Genomic DNA, 25,268 nt, shown 5'->3' with positions numbered 1-25,268 from the left:
CTTCCGTACTCATATCCAGATAGGCACGAAGCGCGCGTAGCGACGATAGGCCCAAGCAGCCAGCCCCCACCCGATCACCAGCATGGCAGCCAGATACACGAACGTGAACCGCTCAAGTGGCTCACCGAGCAAGGGCGCGCGGATGATCTCGACCAGGTGGAACAGGGGGTTCATCCTGGCGATTCCTCCGCGCAGGGTGTCTGTCGGCGCCTGCTCGGCATACCAGAGTATGGGTGTGAACAGGAAGCTGAACATCAGCACGCTTCCAATCAGCTCGTGGATGTCGGGAAAGCGCGCACCGACCACCGCCAATACAGCTCCCATCCAGATCACATTGAGCAGCACCAGCAGTAATGATGGCACCAAGGTCAGCAACCCCTCCGGTTGAAACTGCGGTGCGATCGCCAGTGCCACGGCAACGACCGGCAGCGCAACCAGAAAATAGAACAGTGCCTTGGCGACCACACGCAGTATGTAATCGGTCAGCCGCACGCGGCCGTCCAGTATGAAGCTGGTATGACTGCTGCAGGCGGTAGTCGCCTCGCTGAGCGAGACGGTTACCAGCCGGAATACGATGTATCCCAGTCCCAGATGTGGAATGAAGCGCATCGGGTCGTGCCCCTGCAGGTGTGCGAAGAAAGCGCCGACTCCGAAGGAATACACGAATGCCGGGAAGATCGCCCAGAACAGTCCAAGGCGAGAACGCCGGTACTTGGTGACGATCTCCAGCCAAGTGGCATACAGCCAGAACTCGGGATAGCGCAGGCTGTCGCGATAGTCGCGCAGCAGACTGCGACTCATGCCTTCAGCCCCTCGGCCAGCTCCGCACGCAGATCGGCCACGTCCTCGATCCCCACGCTCAGGCGCACCAGGTTGTCGGTGATACCGAGCGCGGCGCGGCGCTCGGGTGGGACCGAGGCGTGGGTCATGATCGCCGGGTGGTTGACCAGGCTCTCGACGCCGCCGAGCGACTCGGCCAGGGCGAACAGCTCGCAGCGTTCGAGCATCCGCTTGGCGGCGGCGAAGCCGCCCTTCACGTAGAGGCTGATGATGCCGCCGGCGCCGGCCATCTGGCGCTGCGCCAGTGCGTGCTGCGGATGCGATGCCAGGCCGGGGTAGATGACCTTGTCGACCGCCGGGTGCGTTTCCAGCCACTGCGCCAGCGCCAGGGCGTTCTCGCAGTGCGCCTTCATGCGCAGGTGCAGGGTCTTCAAGCCGCGCAAGGCAAGGAAGCTGTCGAACGGGCCCTGCACCGCGCCGACGGCGTTCTGCAGGAAGGCCAGCCGCTCGGCCAGCTCGGCGTCGTCACCGACCACCACCATCCCGCCGACGATGTCGGAGTGGCCATTGAGGTACTTGGTCGCCGAATGCACGACCAGGTGCGCACCGAGTTCCAGCGGCCGCTGCAGCACCGGGGTGGCGAAGGTGTTGTCGACCACGACGATGAGGCCGCGCTTGCGGGCGATCTCCGCCACGCGGGCGATGTCGACCAGCTTGAGCATCGGGTTGGTCGGCGTCTCGATCCACACCATCCGCGTCTCGGGTCGGATCGCGGCCTCGAAGCCGGCGTAGTCGTTGAGATCGACCCAGCTGAAGTCCAGCCCGGCGCTGCGCCGGCGCACGCGCTCGAACAGCCGGTAGGTGCCGCCGTAGACGTCGTCCATGGCGATCACATGGCTGCCGCTGTCGAGCAGGTCGAGCACGGTCGCGCTCGCCGCCAGGCCGGAAGCGAAGGCGTAGCCGCGGCTGCCGCCTTCCAGCGCCGCCACGCAGCGCTCGTAGGCGAAGCGGGTCGGGTTGTGGCTGCGCGAGTACTCGAAGCCCTTGTGTACGCCGGGGCTGGCCTGCACGTAGGTGGAGGTGGCGTAGATCGGCGTCATCACCGCGCCGGTGGAGGGGTCGGGCGACTGGCCGGCGTGGATGGCGCGGGTGCCGAGGCCGAGGGGCTTGGTGTCGGTCATGGGATCGCTTCGCGGAGGCGGCCGGGTCAGTTGACGCGGCGGCGCAGGTAGTTGAGCAGGTCGATGCGGGTGATCAGGCCGAGGAACTGGTCGCCGTCCATCACGATGGCGACATGGCCGCGATCGAACACCGGCAGCAGCGCTTCGATCGGCGACTTGACGTCGAGCACGTCGAGCTTGGAGACCATCGCGGTCGAGACCGGGTCGCGAAAGCGCTGCTGGTCGCCGTAGACATGCATCAGCACGTCGGATTCGTCGAGGATGCCGACCAGCCTCTCGCCCTCCATCACTGGTAGCTGCGAGATCTCGTAGAGCTTCATGCGCTGGTAGGCGGTGACCAGCAGGTCGTTGGGGCCGATCACGACGGTATCCCTCTGCGCGTAGGGACGCAGGATCAGGTCGCGCAGGTCGCCGTACTGCGGGCGCTCGAGAAAGCCGTTGTCGAGCATCCAGTAGTCGTTGTACATCTTCGACAGGTACTTGTTGCCGGTGTCGCAGACGAACACCAGCACCTTTTTCGGCACGGTCTGCTCGCGGCAGTACTTGAGCGCGGCGGCCAGCAGGGTGCCGGTGGAGGAGCCGCCGAGGATGCCCTCCTTGCGCAGCAGTTCGCGCGCGGCGAGGAAGCTCTCCCGGTCGGAGATGGCGTAAGCCTTGCTGACCCGGCTGAAGTCGGAAATCACCGGCAGGAAGTCCTCGCCGATGCCTTCCACCATCCAGGTGCCGGACTTTTCGCTCAGGGTGCCCTCGTTGATGTACTGGGCCAGGATCGAACCGACCGGATCGGCCAGGATCAGTTCGACCTGCGGCGCCACCTCGGCGAAATAGCGCGACAGGCCGGTCATCGTGCCCGAGGAGCCGCAGCCGAACACGATGGCGTCGAGCCGGCCGTCCATCTGCCGCCAGATCTCCGGCCCGGTCCCCTCGTAATGGGCGCGCGGGTTGTCCGGGTTGCCGAACTGGTTGATGAAGTAGGCGTTCGGCGTCTGGCGGGCGATCCGTTCGGCCAGGTCCTGGTAGTAGTCGGGGTGGCCCTTGGCGACATCCGAACGGGTCAGCACCACCTCGGCGCCCATCGCCTTGAGGTTGAAGATCTTCTCCCGGCTCATCTTGTCGGGCACGACGAGGATGAGGCGATAGCCCTTCTGCTGGGCGACCAGCGCCAGGCCGATGCCGGTGTTGCCGGCGGTGCCCTCGACCAGGGTGTCACCGGGCTTGATCTTTCCGGCCCGCTCGGCCGCCTCGATCATCGACAGGCCGATGCGGTCCTTGATCGAGCCGCCCGGGTTGGCGCTTTCGAGCTTGAGGTAGATCTCGCAGAGGCCGGCATCCAGATGCTGCGCCTTGACGATGGGGGTGTTGCCGATGAGTTCGAGGACGTTCTGGTGGACCGGCATGATGGGCTCGGACGGGCGGCGGTGCGGCGCCGTCGCAGAAGGACGGACGGGGGATTCTACCAGCGCCGCCCGGCCGCCACCGGCCCGCGGCCGGAACGACGAAGGCGCCCCGCAGGGCGCCTTCGTTGAGGGGGTGCGGGCGACGGCGGCCGACGAGGAGAGGCCGCCGCCACCCGCGAAGAAACGTTCATCAGTGTCTGGTCTGATGATGTGCGTCGAACATCCGGGTCAGCCGGTCCTTCGCGTGGAGCTTTTCCTTCTTCATCCGCGCGAGGGTGGTGTCGTCGATGGGCAGCACGCCCAGTTCGGCATCGAGCACCTGCTTGTCGAGCTCGCGGTGGCGGTGGTAGAGCTGGCGGAACTCGGGGTTGCTCTTGAGCAGCGCCTCCACGTCGGATTGGGGTTGCCCTTCAAACATCGGTTGACCTCCTTCGATCAAAGACACGAACGCCCCGGCCGCGGGAACGGCGCAGGGCGCAGGTTGAGTCAACGTCAGGTCGGTATCGCGGGCGGCGTCCATCATCGGCACGCCCGCCCCGGCATTCGAGGCGGCGGTCTCCGTGAGGACGAGGTCTGCATTCATCGGCCTGGCTCGGAAAACCCGCACAGCAGGGATGCCGTACGGGAATCTGACCCTACGCCCCTGCCCAGGCGCCCGCAAGTGCGCCCACAACCTGCTGATTCAAAAAAGAAATCCCGTCTCACCAGGCAGCGAGACGGGACTGCGGAAACCTGCTTTCCGATCAGTGACTTAGCCTTGCGCCACCCCGGAACGGCCTTGCAAGTGGTTGAATCTGAAAGAGATCACCCGCCGCCGGCGAGCACCACGATCTCGACCCGCCGGTTGCGGGCCCGGCCCTCCTCGGTGCGGTTGTCGGCCACCGGCCGGTCCTGTCCGAAACCGACCGCCTCCAGCCGCGCCGCATCCACGCCTTCCTCGATCAGCGCCTGCCGCACCGACTCGGCGCGCCGCTGCGACAGCGCCTGGTTCAGGTTGGCGCTGCCGGTGCTGTCGGTGTGGCCTTCGATGCGTACCCGCGCGCCCGGATTGCGCTGCACGAACTCGACCACGCGGCGCAGGTGGGCCCGCGCTTCGGGCCGCAGCGCACCCTGACCGGGGGCGAACACGTCACCCGAGAGGGTCATCACTTCGCCGCGCTCCTCGCGCCGGGAGGTGAGGCTTTCCAGCTGCAGGCGCAGACTCTCGGCGGCGGCGGCGGCCAGCTCGGCCTCGCGGCGCGCCAGCGCCGCCTCGCGGGCGCGCGCCTCGGCCAGCCGGCGCGCCTGCTCGGCCTGCGCCAGCGCCGCCTCGGCTTCGGCGGTGGACTGCTCGCGCGCCAACCGCTCGCGCTGCGCCTCCTCGGCCCGTGCCAGGCTCAGCAGCCGCAGCCGCTCGGCCTCCTGGCGGGCCAGCGCGGCATCGCGCTGGCTGGCCTGCAGCAGGATCTGGTCGCGCTCGCGATCGAGCTGCTCGGCCTGGCTGCGCGCCAGTTCGGCCTGGGCGGCGATGCGCGCGGTGAGCACGCGCCGCTCCGCCATGTACAGCGCATGCGGCCGCTCGCGGCGGGTGGCCGCCTGCAGGGCGGCCAGCGCCTGGCGCGCCTTGAGCCGCTCCACGCCGGCCAGGCCGCCCAGCGCTGGATCGCTCTCGAGCGCCCGCAGCTCCGCCATCAGGCGGTCGTAGTCGGGATCCGGCTGACCCTGCGCCATCGCCAGTGGCGTCGCCAGCGCCAGCCCCAGCACACAGACACGCAGCAGCAGGCTCATGGCTGACGCCCCTCGCCGAGCAGGCTGCGCCGCAGCGACGCGTTCTGCTCGGTCTTCTGTTCGACCTCGGCGCGCCAGGCGGCGGCGCGGCTGCGCGCGATCGCCAGCGAGGCCTCGGCCTCGGCCTGCTCGGCGAGCTGGCGGGCCTCGTCGTACTTGCCCCGTGCCATGGCCGCCTGGGCCTCCTCGAGCCGTATCCGTGCCAGGCGCAGCTCGTCGGGCGCGAACCGCTCGGCCCGCACTTCGCGGGCGCCGGCCAGCGCGACCTCGGCGGCGTCGAGCTGGAGGGTGGGCGGCGGCGCGCTGGCGCAGCCGGCCAGCGCCAGCATCGCCAAAACGGGAAGCGTTCGATGGATTTTTGCGCGCGATGATGTCATAACAAAAACCGCTGTCCGGTCGTCGCGACCGATGCGGCTATTGTGTTGGGCCGCCCCCCGGCACGCAACCGCGACCGGCCGCATCCACGCACGGGGAGAGATGACAGCGCATGGACATCGGCTATTTCCTCAAGCTGATGAAGGAAAAGAACGCGTCCGACATGTTCCTGACCACGGGCGCGCCAGTGCACATCAAGGTCGAGGGCAAGCTCTACCCCCTCGGCAACACCGGCCTGCCGGCCGGCATGGTCAAGAAGATCGCCTACTCGCTGATGGACGAGGGCCAGGTGCCGCAGTTCGAACGCGACCTGGAATTCAACATGGCGATCGCAGTGAAGGACGCCGGCCGCTTCCGCGTCAACGTGTTCAAACAGCGCGGCGAAGTCGGCATGGTGATCCGCGCGATCAAGAGCGAGATCCCGAGCATCGAGCAGCTGCGGCTGCCCGCCATCCTCAAGGACATCATCATGGAGCCGCGCGGCCTGGTGCTGGTGGTCGGCTCCACCGGCTCGGGCAAGTCGACCACGCTGGCGGCGATGATCGACTATCGCAACACGCACTCGTGCGGTCACATCCTCACCATCGAGGATCCGATCGAGTTCCTGCACCGGCACAAGAAATCGCTGGTCAACCAGCGCGAGGTCGGCATGGATACCCATGCCTTCCACAACGCGCTGAAGAACGCCATGCGCGAAGCGCCGGACGTGATCCTGATCGGCGAGATCCTCGACTCGACCACGATGGAGTCTGCGATCGCCTTCGCCGAGACCGGTCACCTGTGCCTGGCCACGCTGCACTCCAACAACGCCGACCAGACCCTCGAGCGCATCCTCAACTTCTTCCCCGAGGCTGCGCACAAGAACGTGCTGATGAACCTGGCGCTGAACCTCAAGGCGGTCATCTCGCAGCGCCTGGTGGTCGGCAAGGACGGCAAGCGCCTGCCGGCGGTGGAAATCCTGATCAACACCCCGATGATCCGCGACCTGATGCGCCGCGGTGAGACCCACGCCATCAAGGATGCGATGGAGAAGTCGCTGCAGGAAGGCATGCAGACCTTCGACCAGTCGCTCTACCGCCTCTACAAGGAAGGCAAGATCGACCTGGAGGAGGCGCTGCGCAAGGCCGACTCGCGCGACGGGCTGTCGCTGAAGATCCGCCTCTCCGAGGGCGCCTCGGGCGAGCACGACCCGTACGCCGACGTGTTCAACGTCGACGACACCCAGCACCAGTTCTGAGCCCCGTCGGCGCGCTGCGCCGACGCCCCCTCACTGCCGCGAGGGCGCGTCCGGCTGCCGCTCGGGACGCGCCGCCTCGAAGGCCGGCAGCGCCTCGCAGACGGCCTGGATGCGCCGGATCGTCGGGAACGGCTCCAGATCGACGCCGAACCGCCGGGCATTGTAGACCTGCGGCACCAGGCAGCAGTCGGCCAGGGTCGGCGTGTCGCCCTCGCAGAATTCGCCGGTCGCGGGGCTTTCCTGCAGCAGCCGCTCGAGGGCGGTGAAGCCCTCCTGTATCCAACGCCTCACCCACAGCTCGCGCTCGGGCTGCGGCACGTTCCAGGTCTGCTCGAAAAACTGCAGCACGCGCAGGTTGTTCAGCGGGTGGATGTCGCAGGCGATCAGCTGGGCGATGCCGCGCACGCGCGCGCGGTCGCGCGCGGTGGCCGGCAGCAGCGGCGGATCGGGCCAGGTCTCGTCCAGATACTCGATGATCGCCAGCGACTGCCGCAGCACGCGGCTGCCGTGGAGCAGCACCGGCACCAGCTCCTGCGGATTGAGCTGACGGTAACCGTCGCTGTGCTGCTCGCCGCCGTCGCGCAGCAGATGCACCGGCACCGACTCGTAGGTCAACCCCTTGAGGTTGAGCGCAATCCTGACCCGATAGGCGGCACTGGATCGCCAGTAGCCGTACAGCCGCAACGCCTCGTTCACGTTCCTCGGTCCCCTGCGGTTGCCATCGAAGACGCGGCCTCGCCGCATCCCGCCATCCCCCGCGACGAGGCTAGCGCGCGGGCACCGCGAAAGGAAGCCAGCGCGCCGATTCTGCCGACGGCCGGCCTGCCGCCGCGGGATCAGCGCGGCTCGTAACGCGCGATCGTCTGCTCGATCGCGCCGAAGATGCTGCGGCCCTCGCGGTCGAACATCTCGATGCGCACCGTGTCGCCGAACTTCATGAACGGGGTGAGCGGCTTGCCGTGCTCGAGCGTTTCGACCGTGCGCTTTTCGGCGAAGCAGGACGCGCCCAGCGACGTGTCCTGGTTGGCGACGGTACCCGAGCCGACGAGGGTGCCGGCCGACAGCGGGCGGGTCTTGGCCGCATGGGCGACCAGCTGCGCGAAGTCGAACTGCATGTCGACGCCGGCCTCCGGTGCGCCGAACCACTCGCCATTGATGTGGGTCACCAGCGGCAGGTGCACCTTGTTGCCCCGCCAGGCCTCGCCCAGCTCGTCCGGCGTGACGAACACCGGGCTCAGCGCCGAGCGCGGCTTGGACTGCAAAAAACCGAAGCCCTTGGCCAGCTCGGCCGGGATCAGGTTGCGCAGGGAGACGTCGTTGACCAGCCCGATCAGCTGAATGTGTGCGGCGGCCTGTTCCGGCGTCACCGCCATCGGCACGTCGTCGGTCACCACCACGATCTCGGCCTCCAGGTCGATGCCGTAGGCCTCGTCCGCCACCAGCACCGGATCGCGCGGGCCGTAGAAGCCGGCACTGGTCGCCTGGTACATCAGCGGATCGGTGTAGAACGACTCGGGCACCTCGGCGCCGCGCGCGCGGCGCACCCGCTCCACATGCGGCAGGTAGGCCGAGCCGTCGACGAATTCGTAGGCCCGCGGCAGCGGCGCGGCGAGCTGGGCCACATCCAGCGCGAAGGCGCCGGCGGCCGTGCCGGCATCGAGGCTCTCATACAGCGCGTTCAGACGCGGCGCGAGGTTTTGCCAGTCTTCCAGCGCGCGCTGCAGCGTGTCGGCGATGCCGGTGGCCTTGACCGCCTTGGACAGATCGCGGCTGACGACGACCAGCGTGCCGTCGCGACCGCCTTCCTTGAGAGAGCCCAGTTTCATGTGTGCGTGCCCAGTTCCGTTGGCGCGAATGGATGCGCCGGCTGCGAAAGGTTTCAAGTGTAACCGATACCTTGTCCGGCCAGGCGGGCGCATGCCTGCCTGATGGCCAGTCGCGGCCAAACAAAAAGGCCCCGCAAACGCGGGGCCTCGATGTGGCAGGGGGACTAGGATTCGAACCTAGATTGACGGAGTCAGAGTCCGCTGTCCTACCGTTAGACGATCCCCCTAAACCGGGAGCGCCCGGATCAGCGCTTGGAGAACTGGGTGGCGCGGCGGGCCTTGTGCAGACCGACCTTCTTGCGCTCGACCTCGCGGGCATCGCGGGTCATGTAACCCGCCTTGCGCAGCTCGGGCTTGAGGTTCTCGTCGTACTCGACCAGGGCGCGGGCCAGGCCCAGGCGGATGGCGCCGGCCTGGCCGGTGCTGCCGCCGCCCTCGACGGTGACCTTGACGTCGAACTTCTCGGCCAGCCGGGTCAGTTCGAGCGGCTGGCGCACGATCATGCGCGCGGTCTCACGGCCGAAGAACTCGTCCAGCGAGCGGTCGTTGACGGTGATGCTGCCCTTGCCCGGGCGCAGGAACACGCGGGCGGTCGAGGACTTGCGGCGGCCGGTGCCGTAGTACTGCTGCAGTGCCATGGTCGGATCCGTTAGATGTCCAGCGCCTGCGGCTGCTGGGCGGTGTGCGGGTGGTTCGGGCCGGCGTAGACCTTGAGCTTCCTGAACATCGCGCGGCCGAGCGGGTTCTTCGGCAGCATGCCCTTGACGCCGATCTCGATGGCGCGCTCGGGGTGCTTGTCGAGCATCTGGCCCAGGGTCTCGGTCTTCAGGTTGCCGACGTAGCCGGTGAAGCGGTGGTACTTCTTGTCCTGGAGCTTGTTGCCGGTGACGGCGATCTTCTCGGCATTGACGACCACGATGTAGTCGCCCGTGTCGACGTGCGGGGTGAACACCGGCTTGTGCTTGCCGCGGAGACGGCGCGCGAGTTCCGAGCAGAGGCGGCCGAGCGTCTTGCCGGTCGCATCCACCACGTACCAGTCGCGCTGCACGGTTTCCGGCTTGGCGCTGAAAGTCTTCATGACAGCTCCGAAACGGAGAAAGCGAAAACGAAAGGAGCGGAATGATAACCCGCTCCCGCAAGCGCCGCAAGCCCGCCGGGCGGCGTGCTAGCATCGGCTGGATGGCCCCGACACCCGCCCCGTCCGACGCTCCCGACCCGCTGACGGCGCTGGCGGACCGCTGCGTGCAGTGTGGTCTGTGCCTGCCGCATTGCCCGACCTACCGGCTCGACCGCTGCGAGGCCGAGTCCCCGCGTGGGCGGATCGCACTGGCGCGCGGCCTGGCGACCGGGTGGCTGCCCCCCTCCCCGGCCGGCGACGCCCACCTCGACCATTGCCTGGGCTGCCGCCGCTGCGAGGCGGTCTGCCCGGCCGGGGTGCGTTACGGCGAGCTGCTGGTCGAAACCCGCCGCCGGCAACGGCTGCGCCGCCGGCCCGGCCTGCGTCGGCGCCTGGCCGAGTGGCTGACGGCAAGGCCGGCCCTGCTCGACCGCGGGCTGGGATTCTATCGCATCCTCGCACCGCTGCTGCCGGCGCGACTGCGGCCGCTGCCGCGCCCGCCGGCGACGAGGCCGCGCCCCGCCGGCCCGGCCCGCGTGGCCGTGTTCACCGGCTGCGTGGCGCGCCGCTACGAAGCCCCGGTACAGGCCGCACTGGCTCGCCTGTGCGCGGCCCTGGACACCGCCATCGCCTGGCCGGAGGGGCAGACCTGCTGCGGCGCCCTGCACGCCCACGCCGGCGACACGGACACTGCACAGCGGCTGGCCGCGACCAACCGCGCCGCGTTCGCCGGCGCACAGGCTGTGCTGACCTGCGCCAGCGGCTGCCACGCCGCCGTCGCCGCGAGCCTGCCCGAGGGTACACGAGCGCTCGATGCGCTGGACTTCCTGCAAGCGCAGGTCGATCGCCTGCATTTGCGGCCGCTGCCGCTGCGCATCGCCCTGCACCTGCCCTGTACCCAGCGCAGCGTGGTGGGCAGTGACCGCGCCCTGCGCGCGCTGCTGGCGCGCATCCCGGCGCTGGAGGTGGTCGAACTGCCCGACACCGGCTGCTGCGGCGCCGCCGGGATACACATGTTCGACGAACCCATGCGCGCCGCGCGGCTGCGCCAGCCGCTGCTCGACGCGCTCGCCGCCAGCGGGGCGGCTACACTGGTGAGCGCGAACATCGGCTGTCGGCTGCACCTGGCCGACGCCGCCGGCATCCGCACGATCCATCCGCTCGAACTGCTCGCCGACGCCCTGCCATGAGCGCGACCCGTCACTATTCGCTGATCGACCGCCTGCTGATCGAGGCCGAGCACGCCCTCGCCACCACCCTCGGCAATCCGCCGGCCGAGCGCCCCAATCCGGCCGGCCTGCTGCCCGACGCTTTCCTCGACGAGGACGAGCGCCGTCACGCCGCCGGCCTGATGCGGATCAACCACGTCGGCGAGGTCTGCGCGCAGGCGCTGTACTTCGGCCAGGCCGCGGTGGCGCGCGACGAGCGCACCCGCGAGCACCTGCTGGTCGCGGCGCAGGAAGAGACCGATCACCTGGCCTGGTGCGCCGACCGCCTGCGCGAGCTGCACGACCGCCCCAGCCTGCTCAACCCGCTGTGGTACGCCGGTGCCTACGCCATCGGCGTGCTGGCCGGGCTGCGCGGCGATGGCTGGAACCTGGGCTTCGTGGTCGAGACCGAGCGCCAGGTCGAGGCCCACCTCGATGAGCATCTGGAATCATTGCCGGCCGACGACGAGCGCAGCCGCGCGATCCTGCGGCAGATGAAGGACGACGAGATCCGCCACGCCGACAACGCGCTGGCCGCCGGTGCGCGCCCGCTGCCGGCGCCGATTCCGCAGGCGATGGCGCTGGCATCGAAAGTGATGAAACTGGTGGCCTACCGGGTCTGAATCCGCCGCGCTTTCCCAAGCCCCGGCCCCGAGCCCCGGCCCCTCACGCCGGCACCCGCACCCAGCCTTCCATCAGCACCCGCGCCGAGCGCGACATGATCGCCTTGCGCACGACCCACTGACCATCCACCCGTTCGGCCTGCGCGCCGACGCGCAGCGTGCCGCTGGGGTGGCCGAAGCGCACCGTCTCGCGCTCGCCACCGCCGGCGGCGCGGTTGACCAGCGTGCCGGGAATGGCGGCGGCGGTCGCGATGGCCACCGCGCAGGTGCCCATCATCGCGTGGTGCAGCTTGCCCATGCTCAGGGCGCGCACGTTGAGGTCGATGTCGCCGGCGGCGATGCGCCTGCCGCTGCTGGCGACGTAGTCCTGCGCCGGCGCGACGAAGGCGATCTTGGGGGTGTGCTGGCGCTTGGGCGCTTCCGAGACATCCCTGATCAGCCCCATGCGCACCGCGCCGTGGGCGCGGATGGCCTCGAACATCGCCAGCGCCTTGGCGTCGCCGTTGATCGCCTCCTGCAGCTCGGTGCCGGTATAGCCGATGTCGGCCGCGTTGACGAACACGGTCGGAATGCCGGCGTTGATCAGCGTGGCCTCGAGCGTGCCGACGCCAGGCACGTCCAGCGTGTCGACCAGATGGCCGGTGGGGAACATCGCCCCGCTGCCTTCGCCCTCGTCGGCCGGGTCGATGAACTCGAGCACGATCTCGGCCGCCGGGAAGGCGACGCCGTCGAGTTCGAAGTCGCCGGTCTCCTGCACCTGCCCGTTCGCGATCGGCACATGGCAGAGGATGGTCTTGCCGATGTTGGCCTGCCACACCTTCACCGTGCACACGCCGTTCTCCGGCAGCCGCGCCCTGTCGATGAAGCCGTTGGCGATCGCGAACGGGCCGACGGCGGTGCTCAAGTTGCCGCAGTTGCCGCTCCAGTCCACGAAGGCGGTGTCGATCGCCACCTGGCCGTAGAGGTAGTCGACGTCGTGGCCGGGTTGCGTGCTCTGGCTGATGATCACGCACTTGCTGGTGCTGCTGGTGGCCCCGCCCATGCCGTCGGTGTGCTTGCCGTAGGGGTCGGGCGAGCCGATCACCCGCATCAGCAGCGCATCGCGTGCTGGCCCCGGCACCTGCGCTGCCGGTGGGAGATCGTCGAGGCGGAAGAACACCCCCTTGGAGGTGCCGCCGCGCATGTACATGGCGGGGATGCGCAGTTGCGGCTTGTGGCTCATGGCGTCAGCTGGCCCGGTTGGCTTCGAGGAAATCCTGCGCGAAGCGCTGCAGTACGCCGCCGGCTTCGTAGATGGAGACTTCCTCGTCGGAGTCGAGGCGGCAGGTGACGGGCACCTCGACGGTCTCGCCGCTGCGGCGGTGCACGACCAGGGTGAGCTCGGCGCCCGGGGTGCGCTCGCCGACCACGTCGTAGGTTTCGGTGCCGTCGAGGGCGAGCGTGTGGCGGTCGGTGCCGGGCTTGAACTCCAGCGGCAGCACGCCCATGCCGATCAGGTTGGTGCGGTGGATGCGCTCGAAGCCTTCCGCGACGATGGCCTCCACACCGGCCAGCCGCACGCCCTTGGCGGCCCAGTCGCGCGAGCTGCCCTGTCCGTAGTCCTTGCCGGCGATGATGATCAGCGGCTGGCGGCGCTGCATGTAGGTCTCGATCGCCTCCCACATGCGCATCACCTCGCCCTCCGGCTCGACCCGGGCCAGCGAGCCCTGCCGCACGCTGCCGTCGGGGTTGCGCACCATCTCGTTGAACAGCTTGGGGTTGGCGAAGGTGGCGCGCTGCGCGGTGAGGTGGTCGCCGCGATGCGTCGCGTAGGAATTGAAGTCCTCCTCCGGCAGGCCCATGCTGGCCAGGTACTCGCCGGCGGCGCTGTCGGGCAGGATCGCGTTCGACGGCGAGATGTGGTCGGTGGTGATGTTGTCGCCGAGGATCGCCAGCGGACGCATGCCGCGCAGCGTGCGCTCGCCGGCCAGCGCGCCTTCCCAGTAGGGCGGGCGGCGGATGTAGGTGCTGCGCGGGCGCCAGTCGTACAGCGGGCTGACCTGCGGGCCGCTGTCCACGGCGATGCGGAACATCGGCTCGTAGACCTGGCGGAAGTGCTCGGGCTTGACCGCGGACTTCACCAGCGCATCGATCTCCTCATCCGAGGGCCACAGGTCCTTCAGGGTGATCGGCTTGCCGTCCGGGTCGTGGCCCAGCGCGTCCTTCTCGATGTCGAAGCGGATGGTGCCGGCGATGGCGTAGGCCACCACCAGCGGAGGCGAGGCCAGGAAGGCCTGCCTGGCGTAGGGATGGATGCGGCCGTCGAAGTTGCGGTTGCCGGAGAGCACGGCGACCGCATACAGGTCGCGATCGATGATCTCCTGCTGGATCCTCGGGTCGAGCGCGCCGCTCATGCCGTTGCAGGTGGTGCAGGCGAAGCCGACGATGCCGAAGCCGAGCCGCTCCAGCTCCGGCTTCAGCCCGGCTTCCTCCAGGTACAGCGCCACGGCGCGCGAGCCGGGCGCCAGCGAAGTCTTCACCCACGGCTTGCGGGTCAGCCCGGCGCGGTTGGCGTTGCGCGCCAGCAGGCCGGCGGCGATCACGTTGCGCGGGTTGGAGGTGTTGGTGCAGCTGGTGATGGCGGCGATGATCACCGCGCCGTCGGGCAGCAGGCCCTGTGCCTCCTGCGCGCGCACGGCGGCGAGGTTGCCGGCGATGCCGCGCGCCGACAGCTCGGCCACCGGCAGCTTGGCATGCGGGTTGGACGGGCCGGCCATCGTGCGCTCGACGCTGGACAGGTCGAACTGCAGGCAGCGCTCGTACTGCGCATGCTCGAGGTCGCCGGCCCACAGGCCGGCGGTTTTCGCGTAGGTCTCGACCAGGCTGACCTGCCCGTCGCTGCGGCCGGTCAGGCGCAGGTAGTCGAGCGTGTTGTCGTCGATGAAGAACATCGCCGCGGTGGCGCCGTACTCGGGCGCCATGTTGGAGATCGTCGCACGGTCGCCCACGCCCAGCGCGGCGGCGCCTTCGCCATGGAACTCCAGATAGGCGCCGACCACCTTCTGCTTGCGCAGGAACTCGGTCAGCGACAGCACGATGTCGGTGGCGGTGATGCCGGGCCGCGGCCTGCCGGTCAGCTCGACGCCGACGATCTCCGGCAGGCGCATCCACGAGGCGCGGCCGAGCATCACGTTCTCGGCTTCCAGGCCGCCGACGCCGATGGCGATCACGCCCAGCGCATCGACGTGCGGCGTGTGGCTGTCGGTGCCGACGCAGGTATCGGGGAAGGCCACACCGTCCTGCACGCACACCACCGGGCTCATCTTCTCCAGATTGATCTGGTGCATGATCCCGTTGCCCGGCGGGATCACGTCGACGTTGCGGAACGCGCGCCGGGTCCAGTCGATGAAGTGGAAGCGGTCCTCGTTGCGGCGGTCCTCGATCTCGCGATTCTTGCGGAAGGCGTCCGGGTCGTGACCGCCGCACTCCACTGCCAGCGAGTGGTCGACGATCAACTGGACGGGAACGACCGGATTGACCTGGGCCGGATCGCCGCCCTGCGCGGCGATGGCGTCGCGCAGGCCGGCCAGATCGACCAGCGCGGTCTGGCCGAGGATGTCATGGCAGACCACCCGTGCCGGATACCACGGGAAGTCGCGATCGCGGCGGCGCTCGACCAGCTGCCGCAGCGAGTCCTCCAGGATCGCCGGATCGCAGCGCCGCACCAGGTTCTCGGCCAGCACGCGCGAGGTGTACGGCAGCCCGGCCCAGGCGCCCGGGCGGATCGCCTCCACCGCCTCGCGGGCGTCGAACCAGTCCAGCGAGGTACCGGGCAGGGGCTTGCGGTAGGCGGTATTCATCGGCATCGGATCCTGTGATGAGGCCGCCGCGCGATCGCGGCAAGCGCACGGCGAGGGAGCCGTTCATTATCGGCCAAGGACCGTGGCGGCGCATCCGGCGGGACCCGCAAAAGCGAAGGGCCGGCAGAGCCGGCCCTTCGCGGGAGGCGCATGGCGCGGGCGATCAGTCGACCAGGTTGCGGCCGTGGAACAGCTCCTCGATCTCGCGCCTGAGCTGCGCCTCGATGCGCAGACGGTCCTTGAAGCCGAGATTCTTGGCCTTCTCCTCGAACAGGTAGGTGTCCAGGTCGAAGTCCTTCACATGCATCTTGGTGTGGAACATGTTCTCCTGGTACACGTTCACGTCGAGCATTTCGTAGCGACTCTTGATCGACTTGGACAGGTAGTCCTGGATCGAATTGATCTTGTGGTCGATGTAGTGCTTCTTGCCCTTCACGTCGCGGGTGAAGCCGCGCACGCGGTAGTCCATGATGACGATGTCGGACTCGAAGCTCTCGATCAGGTAGTTCAGGGCCTTCAGCGGCGAGATCACGCCGCAGGTCGCCACGTCGATGTCGGCGCGGAAGGTCGCGATGCCGTTGTGCGGGTGCGTCTCCGGGTAGGTGTGCACCGTGATGTGGCTCTTGTCCATGTGCGCCACCACGCTGGCCTCGTGGTGCTCGCGCACGGCCCCGGCCAGCACCTCCTTGCCCGCCGCCCGCTTGTCGATCACCGGCTCCTCGGAGATCAGGATCGTCACCGAGGCACCCTGGGGGTCGTAATCCTGGCGGGCCACGTTGAGAATGTTGGCACCGATGATCTCGGCCACGTCGGTCAGGATCTGCGTCAGGCGGTCGGCGTTGTACGCCTCGTCGATGTACTCGATGTAGCGCTGGCGCTGCTCCTCGCTGACCGCGTAGCAGACGTCATAGATGTTGAAGCTCAGGGCCTTGGTGAGGTTGTTGAAGCCCTGCAGCTTCAGGCGGGGAATCGGCTTGACCACGGTACGGCGCCCTCGTCTGGCGCGGTGCTGGGGAGACAAGTGGTGAATTATCGGCCAAAGCTCCCCCGGGGGCTACCTCCGCGTCAAGGCGGCGTTGAAGCCGGGCGCCGACCGGCCTAAGCTGGACGGAACGAGACGCCGGTCACACACCGATGGCACATCCTGCCTACCTGACACCCGTTCCCGGCCTGCGGCGCCCCGCGCCGCTCAGCCCGCTGTCGCCGGACCAGACTACCCTGGACCGGTTCCTGGCCCATTGCCACCGCCGCCGCTACCCCAGCCGTTCGGACGTGTTCCGTCCCGGCGATCCGGCCGGCACGCTGTACTACGTGATGAGCGGCTCGCTGAGCATCATCAGCGAGGAGCCCGACGGCCGCGAGCTGGTGCTGGGTTACATCAACGCCGGCGAGTTCATCGGCGAGATGGGCCTGTTCGTCTACGCCGAGCAGCGCGAGGTGCTGCTGCGCACCCGCACCCCCTGCGAGCTGGCCGAGATCAGCTACGAGCGCCTGCACCAGCTGTTCGCCACCAGCCTGGCGGCCGAGTGCCCGCGCATCCTATACGCCATCGGCGCGCAGATCTCCAAGCGCCTGCTCGACACCAGCCGCAAGGCCAGCCGTCTGGCCTTCCTCGACGTCACCGGCCGCATCGTCCGCACCCTGCTCGACCTATGCCAGGAGCCGGATGCCATGAGCCACCCGCAGGGCACCCAGATCAAGGTGTCGCGCCAGGAGCTGGCGCGCATCGTCGGCTGCTCGCGCGAGATGGCCGGCCGCGTGCTCAAGCAGCTACAGGAGCAGGGCATGCTGCACGCGCGCGGCAAGACCGTCGTGGTCTACGGCACCCGCTGATGTCCGATTCCGCCACGCCCGACCGGCTGCGCCCCCTGCTCCGGCCGGTCACGCAGGCGGATGCGGCGGCGGTGGCCGCCCTGCTCGACGCGCTCGGCTACCCCTGCAGCCGCGAGGATGCGGCCGAGCGCATCGCCGTCGTCGAGGACGATCCGACCCAGGCGCTGATCGTCGCCGACCACCACGGCGATCTCTGCGGGCTGGTGGCGCTGGACTTCATGTACTACCTGCCGCTGGGCCGGCGCACCTGCCGCATCACCGCGCTGGTGGTCGCCGAGAGCCACCGCGACCGTGGCATCGGCCACGCCCTGCTGCGCGAGGCGGAAAGCCGCGCCCGCGCCGCCGGCGCCGCGCGCATCGAGGTCACCAGCGCCGATCACCGCACCCGCGCCCACGCCTTCTACCGCGCCTGCGGCTACGGCGGCGGCTCGGTGCGGCTGGTCAAGCGTCTGGGCGAGGCCTGACCGCAGCCGCCGTCACACCGCGCAGGGGGCTTCGGGATCGCGCCAGATCATGTAGACGTCGGCGCGCTGGTAGTGCGAGCCCGGCCGCGTGCCGGGCTGCATCTCGAAGCCCATGCTGGCGTACAGCCGCAGCGCCGGCTGCAGCCGGCTGTTGGACTCCAGGAACAGCTCGCGCCCGCCGCGGCGGCGGAAGGCCTCGATCGCCGCGGCCAGCAGCTTGCGGCCGATACCCAGGCCCTGATGGCGCTCGGTCACCGCCATCTTGGTCAGCTCGAACACGCCCGGCGATTCCTGCAGCAGCGCGCAGGTGCCGACCACTTCCTCGCCGAGCAGGGCGAACAGGATCTCGCCGCCGGGGGCGAGGATCCTCTCCTCCGGGTTCGACAGCACCTCGTGATCGACCTGCTCCAGGTAGAAGTACTTCTGCAACCACTCGGCATTGAGCCGGTAGAAGTGCTCGCGCAGTGCCGGGTCGAACGGCACCACCCGCAATGCGCGCTGCGCACTTTCGCGGTGGCGGGCGACGACGGCCTCGTGGAGCGGCACCGCGTCCAGCCGCTGCTCGAAGGCCGCCAGCGCGGCCAGCAGGTCGTGGCCGGTCGCCGCGATCGTCTCGTCCACCGTCTCGCGCACCGCGCGCCAGAGCGGGCGCAGCGCCTTGAGCTCGGCCTCGGCCTTCGGCGTCAGCGCCAGCACCCGGCGCCGACGGTCCTTGCGGTCGCCGCGCGCGCTCAGCCAGCCCTCGCGCGCCAGCCGGGTCGCCAGCTGACTCACCGCCGAATGGCTCTGGCCGATCTCGCGGGCGATGTCGCCCACCGGCATCGGCCCGCGCTCGAGCAGCAGCTTGAGCACCGGCAGCCAGCGCGCCTGCATGGCCGAACCCTGCGCCCGGTAGACCGCATCGGCGGCGTCGTACAGGCGTTCGCTCAGCGCCTTCAAGCGGCTGCCCAGCGCCAGCGCGCCTTGGGCGGAGAGGAAGTCCACGGAACACTCCAGTAAGCAATTGCGTAATTACTTACGTATTTATCCCGGACCGGCCCGGCCTGCAAGCCGTCGCGGCGACGAACCGTGTCCCACCGCCCGCCCCGGCGCCGGTCAGGCGAACAGCCGCGCCAGCGCCTCGCCTGGATCGTCGGCGCGCATGAAGGCTTCGCCGACCAGAAAGGCGTGCACGCCGTGCTCGCGCATCCGTCGCACGTCGGCCGGGGTGAGGATGCCGCTCTCGGTGACCAGCAGGCGGTCGGGCGGCACGGCGTCCTTCATCTTCAGGGTGGTGTCGAGCGACACCTCGAACGTGCGCAGGTCGCGGTTGTTGATGCCGACCAGCGGCACGGCGATCTGCAGGGCGCGTTCGAGCTCGTCGAGGTCGTGCACTTCCACCAGCACGTCCATGCCCAGCTCCATCGCCAGGTGCGACAGCTCGGCCAGCGCCGCGTCGCCGAGCGCGGCGACGATCAGCAGGATGCAGTCGGCGCCGAGCGCGCGCGCCTCGTACACCTGGTAGGCGTCGACGACGAAATCCTTGCGCAGCACCGGCAGCGCGCAGGCCGCGCGGGCTTCCTGCAGGTAGGCATCGGCGCCCTGGAAGAAATCCGCGTCGGTCAGCACCGACAGGCAGGCCGCGCCGCCGCGCTCATAGCTGCGGGCGATCTCGGCCGGGTGGAAGTCGGCGCGGATCACGCCCTTGCTCGGGCTGGCCTTCTTCACCTCGGCGATCACCGCCGGCAGGCCGGCGGCGATCTTCGCCGCCAGCGCGGCGGCGAAACCGCGCACCGGCGGCGCGTCGTCGATGCGCGCGGACAGCTCGCGCAGGCTCACGCGCGCCGCGCGCTCGCGCACTTCCTCGGCCTTGCGGCGCAGGATGGTCTGGAGGATGTCGCTCATGAACCCGCTCTCGTCGCCCGTCACTCGTCGCTCGCCCCACGCACGGCCGGAGGCCATGCCGTGCTCAGCCACCGCCCACCGGCTGCCCGGCCAGTTGCCGGGTCATGCCGACGAATTCCTCCATCTTCGCCAGCGCCGCGCCGGAGGCGATCGCTTCGCGCGCTCTGGCGATGCCCTCGCCGATGGACGCCGCCACGCCGGCCACGTACAGCGCCGCGCCGGCGTTGAGCGCCACGATCTCGCGCGGCAGCCCGTCGGCGTTGCCCAGCGCTTCGAGCAGCATGGCCTTGGACTGGTCGGCATCGGCCACCCGCAGGTTGCGGCTGGCGGCCATGGCGATGCCGAAGTCCTCGGGATGGATCTCGTACTCGCGCACCTGCCCGTCGCGCAGCTCGCCCACCAGCGTGCCGGCGCCGAGCGAGATCTCGTCCATGCCGTCGCGGCCCCACACCACCAGCGCGCGTTGCGCGCCCAGCCGCTGCAGCACGCGCACCTGGATGCCGACCAGGTCGGGGTGGAACACGCCCATCAGGATGTTCGGCGCCCCGGCCGGGTTGGTCAGCGGCCCGAGGATGTTGAAGATCGTGCGCACGCCCATCTCGCGCCGCACCGGCGCCACGTGCCTCATCGCCGGGTGATGGATCGGCGCGAACATGAAGCCGAGGCCGGTTTCGGCGATGCACTCGGCCACCTGCGCCGGTTGCAGCTCGATGGCCGCGCCCAGCGCCTCCAGCACGTCGGCGCTGCCCGACTTCGACGACACGCCGCGGTTGCCGTGCTTGGCCACCCTGGCGCCCGCCGCGGCGACCACGAACATCGCCGCGGTGGAGATGTTGAAGGTATGCGCGCCGTCGCCGCCGGTGCCGACGATATCGACGAAATGCGCGCTGTCGGGCACCGCCACCTTGGCCGCGAACTCGCGCATCACCTGCGCCGCGCCGGCGATCTCGCCGATGGTCTCCTTCTTCACGCGCAGGCCGGTGAGGATGGCCGCCGTCATCACCGGCGACACCTCGCCGCGCATGATCTGCCGCATCAGATCGACCATCTCGTCGTGGAAGATCTCGCGGTGCTCGATGGTGCGCTGGAGTGCTTCCTGGGGCGTGATGGGCATGGTCGTTCTCGCTTTCAAAGCTCCTCTCCCGACGGGAGAGGGGGTGGGGTGAGGGTACGGTGAAACCGCAAGGGCGATCGATCCGCGTGCCGCCCGAGGCAACCGCCCCGCCAGCCGATCATTTCCAACCGCCGTTCCACAACATCGCTCCGCCGAACCCTCACCCTGAATCCCTCTGCCACGGGGAGAGGGACTTTCACGCCGCCCGCCGCGACGCCTGCAGGAAATTCCGCAGCAGCGCGTGGCCGTGTTGTGTGAGGATCGACTCCGGGTGGAACTGCACGCCCTCTGCCGGCAGCGTGCGGTGGCGCAGGCCCATGATCTCCTCCATCGAGCCGTCGTCGTTCTGCGTCCAGGCGGTGATTTCCAGACAGTCCGGCAGCGACTCGCGCTCGACCACCAGCGAATGGTAGCGCGTCGCCTCGAACGGGTTCGGCAGGCCGGCGAACACGCCCTGCCCGGTGTGATGGATCAGCGAGGTCTTGCCGTGCATGATCCGCCTGGCCCGCACCACCCGCCCGCCGAAGGCCTGCCCCAGGCTCTGGTGGCCCAGGCACACGCCGAACACCGGAATCCGCCCGGCCAGTTGCTCGAACACCGCCAGCGACACCCCCGCCTCGTTCGGCGTGCACGGCCCCGGCGAGATCACGATGCGCTCCGGCGCCAGCCGCGCGATCGCATCGACCGTAAGCTCGTCGTTGCGCACCACCTTCACCTCCTCGCCCAGCTCCTGCAGGTACTGCACGAGGTTGAAGGTGAAGCTGTCGTAGTTGTCGATCATCAGGAGCATGGCGTCACAACCCCCCCGCCGCCTGCGCCACCGCGCGGAACAGGGCGCGGCCCTTGTTCATGGTTTCTTCCCACTCCTTGACCGGGTCGGAGTCGTGGACGATGCCGGCGCCGGCCTGCACGTGCAGGCGGCCGTCCTGGATGACGGCGGTGCGGATGGCGATGGCGGTGTCGGCATCGCCGTGCCAGCCGATGTAGCCGACCGCGCCGGAGTAGATGTTGCGCTTGACCGGTTCCAGCGCGCGGATGATCTCCAGCGCGCGGATCTTGGGCGCGCCGCTGACGGTGCCGGCCGGGAAGGTGGCCTTGAGCACGTCGGCGTAGCTCAGGCCCGGCCGCAACCGGCCGGTGACCTCGCTGACGATGTGCATGACGTGGCTGTAGCGCTCGATGACGAACCGCTCGCCCACCTGCACGCTGCCGGCGGCGGCGACGCGGCCGACGTCGTTGCGGCCGAGGTCGATCAGCATCAGGTGCTCGGCGCGCTCCTTGGGGTCGGCCAGCAGATCGGCTTCGAGCGCGCTGTCTTCTTCCGGCGTGCGGCCACGCGGGCGGGTGCCGGCGATGGGGCGCACGGTGAGGGTGTCGCCCTGCAGGCGGACCAGGATCTCCGGCGAGCTGCCCACCACCTGGGTGGCGCCGGTGTCGATGAAGTACATGTACGGCGAGGGGTTCATCGCCCGCAGCGCCCGGTAGACGTCCACCGGGCGGGCGCGGAACGGCACGCTCAGGCGCTGGCTCAGCACCACCTGGAAGACATCCCCGGCGCGGATGTAGTCCTGGCACTTCCCGACCGCGGCGATGAAGCCCTCGCGGGTGAAGCCGGAAACGAAGTCGCCCTCGTCGAGCGCGGCCGGGTCGAGCACGTCGGGGTAGCTGGCGCCGGCGTGGCGCAGGCGGTGCGTCAGTGCGTCGAGCCGGCGCTGCGCTTTCGCATAGGCCTGCGGCTCGGCCGGATCGGCGTGGACGACGAGGTACAGGCGGCCCTTGAGGTTGTCGAAGACGGCGACCTCTTCCGACAGCATCAGGAAGATGTCCGGCGTGCCGAGCTGGTCAGGCGTGTCGCCACCGGCCAGGCGCGGCTCGATGTAGCCGATGCACTCGAAGCCGAACCAGCCGACCAGCCCGCCGGTGAAGGCCGGCAGGCCGTCGAGCTTCGGCACCGAATGGGCGGCGCGCAGGCGCTCGACCTCGCCGAGCGGGTCGGCGACCTCGCGCGTCTCGACCAGTTCGCCGTACTCGCGCACCTCCAGCGTGTGGCCACGGAAGGCATAGGTACGTCGCGCCGGCAGGCCGATGATCGAGTGCCGGCCCCAGGTCTCGCCGCCCTCCACCGACTCGAACAGGTAACTGTTCGGCGCGTCGGCGAACTTGAGATACACCGACAGCGGGGTGTCGAGATCGGACAGCACTTCGCGCACCACCGGGATGCGGGTGTGCCCGGCGGCGGCCAGTTGCCGGAAGGTGGCGGCGTCGATCTGCACGTGGGGCCTGCGTGCGGCGCATGGGAGGGGGAAGCGAGTATGCCAGCCGCGCGGGTGCAGGCAAGGTCACGGCCACGACGATGCCCGCAGGAGGGCGGCACGCCGCATGAACTGTCACATGCAACGACCAGAATGCGCGGCGTTCGCAGCGGTCATCGGCAAGGACGAAAACCTGGAGCCAGGGAGGGCTCCAACCACCCGCGCCGCGCCCGGTCACCCTGCGGCCTCAGCTGCGTCGGCGCGGCATGCCGGCCAGGCGCAAAGCGAACTCGACGCCACCGCCCCCGGGCAGGTCGCTGGCCTCGGCACGGCCGCGGTGCAGGTCGACGATCACCCGGACGATGTACAGGCCCAGGCCGAGGTGCACGCCGCCATCGCCGCGCGCGGGTTCGCGCACCGACACCAGCGAGTCGAACAGCTTGCCGCGCATCGACGCCGGCAGCGGCGGACCGAGGTTGGCGACGCGCAGCACCGGCCCGTCGGGCACGTCGTCGAGCGCGATGCGCACCCAGCCGTCCTCGGGCGTGAAGCCGCGGGCGTTGTCGATCAGCTTGTCCAGCGCCTGCGCGATCAGCTCGGGCGCGCCGTGCAGCGGCACTGGCCGCGCCGGCAGCGACACCTCGAGCCGGCGCGGCGCCAGCAGGGCGCGGTAGCTTTCGGCGCAGTCGGCCACCAGCGCGCGCAGGTCGAAATCCTCGCCCTCGGCGGCGGCGATGGCGTGCTCGATGCGGCTGGCCTCGCTCATCGCGCGCACCAGCGTGCCGAGGCGGTCGATGCCGCCGCGCGCGCGCTCCAGATACGGCAAGGCCTGCGCCGGCATCTGGCCCGGGTCGAGGTTTTCCAGCGAGGTGCGGACGATGGCCAGCGGCGTGTTCAGCTCATGCGAGAGCTTGCCGGCGAGCGTGCGCAGGTAGTCGGTGTAAGCGGCCACTTCGCCGAGCAGGCGGCCGAAGCTGCGGCCGAGGTCGCCGATCTCGTCGCGGCTGCGCATCTTCGGGAACGGCCGCAGCCGGCCTTCCGGATCGAAGGCGTTCTCGGCAGCGTCGCGCAGGCGGCGGATGCGCCCGCTCAGCCGCGAGGCGAACCAGAACACCACGCCACCGGCGCCGAGCAGGGCGAGCAGCGTGGAGCCGAGCAGGCCGGCCACGGCACGGTCGGCCAGCAGCAGGGCGGCGTCGTTCTCGCGTTCGAGCAGCACCGCGCCGCGCACATCGCCATCGACACGCAGCGGCACCGCCGCCGACAGCAGCTGCCGCTGGCCGTCGGGATCGCGCCGCCAGGCCGCGCCGGGCTTGCCCGACAGCGCCTGCCGGACTTCGCCGGCATCGCTGCGGATCGCACCGGCATCGTCCGCGCGCAACGGCTCGTCCTGCGCCATCAGCAGCCAGCGGTAGATCCAGCGTCGCCAGATCGGCAGCTCGCCACGCGGCAGCGGCGAGATCAGCGCGCCGGCCTCGGCCAGGATCCAGCCCTCGCCATCGAGCAGGCGCGCACGCATCTGCGGCGGCGCCAGCGACTGCAGCGCGCGCGCCTGCGCTTCGCTGCGCACCAGCAGCGGCCACAGCCGGCCAGGTGTTTCGACCTCGGTGCCGGCGAGCCGCACGGCGCCGGCTTCGTCCGCGTCGTGCACGAGCAGGCCGAGCGAATCGACGCGGTAGCCCTGCGGCAGCGCCAGCTCGACCTCGTAGCCGTCCTCCACTTCGCGCCACGCGCCGACCGGCCGCAGCGAGGCCGGGCCGCCGTCCGCATCGGTGGCGATCAGGGCCCCGGAAGCGGCATTGGCGAGGCGGAACTCGGCACGGCCGTGCGGCCCGTCCAGGCCCAGCCGCAGGTGATCGCGCCGCGCCGCGATCGGCCAGTGCGCGTCGGCGCGCAGCGGGGTGTCGTCACGCACGCGGATGAGCAGGTACAGGCTGTCCTGTGCGCGACCGAGCGTGAGCTCGACCGCATCGGCGCGGCCGGCATGGCCGAAGCGGCGCGTCGGCAGCACCGCGCCTGGCCAGTCGTCGGCACGGCCATCCAGCCGCGGCGGCGCGGCCAGCTCCTGCACGAACAGAGCCGGACCGGCCGCCGGCAACGTCTCCGGCTGCAACGCCAGGCCGCGCGCCAGCGCCTCGGCCGAAGCCAGCAGCGCCTGCGCCTGGCCCTGCCGCAGCAGCGTCTCCATCTGCCGGATGAACTGCCAGCCGGCCCAGGGCAGGACCAGCACCGACAGCGCGACCAGCAGGAGTTGGGAGCGGAGGCGCAAGGGTCAGCTTTCGGAAGTCGGGAACCGGAAATGGGGAATCGGAAAAGCCAAGCCGGCCGCCCGCATGACGAACGGACGCACGCAGCACGCAGCCGATGCCCG

The 25,268-nt window shown here is 69.8% G+C and carries 24 protein-coding genes and 1 tRNA gene; 5 read left to right on the top strand and 20 right to left on the bottom strand.

The window, feature by feature from the left end:
- Positions 1-9 precede the first annotated feature (9 nt).
- The 6 genes from HNQ58_RS01635 to HNQ58_RS01610 all read right to left on the bottom strand — a co-directional run bounded on the left by HNQ58_RS01635 (position 10) and on the right by HNQ58_RS01610 (position 5,454).
- Entirely contained in the window at positions 10-801 is a 792-nt protein-coding gene (locus tag HNQ58_RS01635; protein ID WP_183947041.1) for an ABC transporter permease, read from the bottom strand.
- Entirely contained in the window at positions 798-1,961 is a 1,164-nt protein-coding gene (locus tag HNQ58_RS01630; RefSeq protein WP_183947040.1) for a cystathionine gamma-synthase, read from the bottom strand. The genes HNQ58_RS01635 and HNQ58_RS01630 overlap by 4 nt, the downstream gene beginning before the upstream one ends.
- 26 nt (positions 1,962-1,987) lie before the next feature.
- The gene (locus HNQ58_RS01625) at positions 1,988-3,358 is read right to left on the bottom strand and encodes a pyridoxal-phosphate dependent enzyme (protein WP_183947039.1); all 1,371 of its coding nucleotides are present in this window, start codon (positions 3,356-3,358) and stop codon (positions 1,988-1,990) included.
- Positions 3,359-3,548: 190 nt separating this feature from the next.
- The gene (locus HNQ58_RS01620) at positions 3,549-3,776 is read right to left on the bottom strand and encodes an HP1242/YdcH family protein (protein WP_183947208.1); all 228 of its coding nucleotides are present in this window, start codon (positions 3,774-3,776) and stop codon (positions 3,549-3,551) included.
- 386 nt (positions 3,777-4,162) lie between these two features.
- Positions 4,163-5,125: an OmpA family protein gene (locus HNQ58_RS01615; RefSeq protein WP_183947038.1), complete on the bottom strand. Its 963-nt coding sequence runs from the start codon at positions 5,123-5,125 to the stop codon at positions 4,163-4,165.
- Positions 5,122-5,454, bottom strand: coding sequence for a DUF4398 domain-containing protein (locus HNQ58_RS01610; RefSeq protein WP_183947037.1), 333 nt, complete (start codon positions 5,452-5,454; stop codon positions 5,122-5,124). Before HNQ58_RS01610 ends, HNQ58_RS01615 begins: the two co-directional genes overlap by 4 nt.
- A 158-nt stretch (positions 5,455-5,612) precedes the next feature.
- Here HNQ58_RS01610 and HNQ58_RS01605 point away from each other — a divergent pair, with 158 nt between their 5' ends.
- Complete coding sequence (locus HNQ58_RS01605) at positions 5,613-6,737, top strand: PilT/PilU family type 4a pilus ATPase (protein ID WP_183947036.1); 1,125 nt, start codon at positions 5,613-5,615, stop codon at positions 6,735-6,737.
- A gap of 30 nt (positions 6,738-6,767) precedes the next feature.
- Here HNQ58_RS01605 and maiA read toward each other — a convergent pair whose 3' ends face one another.
- The 5 genes from maiA to rplM all read right to left on the bottom strand — a co-directional run bounded on the left by maiA (position 6,768) and on the right by rplM (position 9,641).
- A complete protein-coding gene (maiA, locus tag HNQ58_RS01600) occupies positions 6,768-7,433 on the bottom strand; it encodes a maleylacetoacetate isomerase (RefSeq protein ID WP_343057128.1) in 666 nt (221 codons plus the stop codon).
- A 140-nt stretch (positions 7,434-7,573) separates the two neighbouring features.
- A complete protein-coding gene (locus HNQ58_RS01595) occupies positions 7,574-8,563 on the bottom strand; it encodes a fumarylacetoacetate hydrolase family protein (protein ID WP_183947034.1) in 990 nt (329 codons plus the stop codon).
- A gap of 153 nt (positions 8,564-8,716) precedes the next feature.
- A tRNA-Gln gene (locus HNQ58_RS01590) sits at positions 8,717-8,790 on the bottom strand.
- An 18-nt stretch (positions 8,791-8,808) separates the two neighbouring features.
- Complete coding sequence (gene rpsI / locus HNQ58_RS01585; RefSeq protein WP_183947033.1) at positions 8,809-9,201, bottom strand: 30S ribosomal protein S9; 393 nt, start codon at positions 9,199-9,201, stop codon at positions 8,809-8,811.
- Positions 9,202-9,212: 11 nt separating this feature from the next.
- Positions 9,213-9,641, bottom strand: coding sequence for a 50S ribosomal protein L13 (rplM, locus tag HNQ58_RS01580; protein ID WP_183947032.1), 429 nt, complete (start codon positions 9,639-9,641; stop codon positions 9,213-9,215).
- Positions 9,642-9,682: 41 nt separating this feature from the next.
- Here rplM and HNQ58_RS01575 point away from each other — a divergent pair, with 41 nt between their 5' ends.
- Together HNQ58_RS01575 and coq7 are read left to right on the top strand one after the other, a co-directional pair.
- The gene (locus tag HNQ58_RS01575; RefSeq protein ID WP_183947031.1) at positions 9,683-10,870 is read left to right on the top strand and encodes a (Fe-S)-binding protein; all 1,188 of its coding nucleotides are present in this window, start codon (positions 9,683-9,685) and stop codon (positions 10,868-10,870) included.
- Positions 10,867-11,511, top strand: a complete 645-nt coding sequence (gene coq7 / locus HNQ58_RS01570; RefSeq protein WP_183947030.1) for a 2-polyprenyl-3-methyl-6-methoxy-1,4-benzoquinone monooxygenase — start codon at positions 10,867-10,869, stop codon at positions 11,509-11,511. The genes HNQ58_RS01575 and coq7 overlap by 4 nt, the downstream gene beginning before the upstream one ends.
- A gap of 43 nt (positions 11,512-11,554) precedes the next feature.
- Here the strand turns inward: coq7 and prpF are convergent, their stop codons facing one another.
- The 3 genes from prpF to speD all read right to left on the bottom strand — a co-directional run bounded on the left by prpF (position 11,555) and on the right by speD (position 16,332).
- Positions 11,555-12,733: a 2-methylaconitate cis-trans isomerase PrpF gene (prpF, locus tag HNQ58_RS01565; protein ID WP_183947029.1), complete on the bottom strand. Its 1,179-nt coding sequence runs from the start codon at positions 12,731-12,733 to the stop codon at positions 11,555-11,557.
- A 4-nt stretch (positions 12,734-12,737) separates the two neighbouring features.
- Positions 12,738-15,350 (bottom strand): Fe/S-dependent 2-methylisocitrate dehydratase AcnD, encoded by a 2,613-nt coding sequence (gene acnD / locus HNQ58_RS01560; protein ID WP_183947028.1) that lies wholly within the window; start codon positions 15,348-15,350, stop codon positions 12,738-12,740.
- Between the two features lie 163 nt (positions 15,351-15,513).
- Entirely contained in the window at positions 15,514-16,332 is an 819-nt protein-coding gene (speD, locus tag HNQ58_RS01555; RefSeq protein ID WP_183947207.1) for an adenosylmethionine decarboxylase, read from the bottom strand.
- A 152-nt stretch (positions 16,333-16,484) separates the two neighbouring features.
- On the opposite strand from speD, the gene crp reads away from it, so the two are divergent.
- Entirely contained in the window at positions 16,485-17,183 is a 699-nt protein-coding gene (crp, locus tag HNQ58_RS01550; protein WP_183947027.1) for a cAMP-activated global transcriptional regulator CRP, read from the top strand.
- Complete coding sequence (locus tag HNQ58_RS01545) at positions 17,183-17,647, top strand: GNAT family N-acetyltransferase (RefSeq protein ID WP_183947026.1); 465 nt, start codon at positions 17,183-17,185, stop codon at positions 17,645-17,647. Before crp ends, HNQ58_RS01545 begins: the two co-directional genes overlap by 1 nt.
- A 12-nt stretch (positions 17,648-17,659) precedes the next feature.
- On the opposite strand, the gene HNQ58_RS01540 is transcribed toward HNQ58_RS01545, so the two are convergent.
- The 6 genes from HNQ58_RS01540 to HNQ58_RS01515 form a co-directional block, all read right to left on the bottom strand.
- A complete protein-coding gene (locus HNQ58_RS01540; protein ID WP_343057127.1) occupies positions 17,660-18,631 on the bottom strand; it encodes a bifunctional helix-turn-helix transcriptional regulator/GNAT family N-acetyltransferase in 972 nt (323 codons plus the stop codon).
- A gap of 111 nt (positions 18,632-18,742) precedes the next feature.
- Entirely contained in the window at positions 18,743-19,531 is a 789-nt protein-coding gene (gene trpC, locus HNQ58_RS01535) for an indole-3-glycerol phosphate synthase TrpC (protein WP_183947025.1), read from the bottom strand.
- A 64-nt stretch (positions 19,532-19,595) separates the two neighbouring features.
- Positions 19,596-20,645, bottom strand: coding sequence for an anthranilate phosphoribosyltransferase (gene trpD, locus HNQ58_RS01530; protein ID WP_183947024.1), 1,050 nt, complete (start codon positions 20,643-20,645; stop codon positions 19,596-19,598).
- Between the two features lie 196 nt (positions 20,646-20,841).
- A complete protein-coding gene (locus tag HNQ58_RS01525; RefSeq protein WP_183947023.1) occupies positions 20,842-21,435 on the bottom strand; it encodes an anthranilate synthase component II in 594 nt (197 codons plus the stop codon).
- Between the two features lie 4 nt (positions 21,436-21,439).
- The gene (trpE, locus tag HNQ58_RS01520) at positions 21,440-22,912 is read right to left on the bottom strand and encodes an anthranilate synthase component I (RefSeq protein ID WP_183947205.1); all 1,473 of its coding nucleotides are present in this window, start codon (positions 22,910-22,912) and stop codon (positions 21,440-21,442) included.
- A gap of 232 nt (positions 22,913-23,144) precedes the next feature.
- Positions 23,145-25,166, bottom strand: a complete 2,022-nt coding sequence (locus tag HNQ58_RS01515; protein WP_183947022.1) for an ATP-binding protein — start codon at positions 25,164-25,166, stop codon at positions 23,145-23,147.
- Positions 25,167-25,268 lie beyond the last annotated feature (102 nt).

Source organism: Rehaibacterium terrae (genome assembly GCF_014202935.1).
Lineage (GTDB): Bacteria > Pseudomonadota > Gammaproteobacteria > Xanthomonadales > Xanthomonadaceae > Rehaibacterium > Rehaibacterium terrae.
Note: the sequence above shows the minus strand (reverse complement) of the source record. Positions and strands in the feature narration are given on the sequence as shown.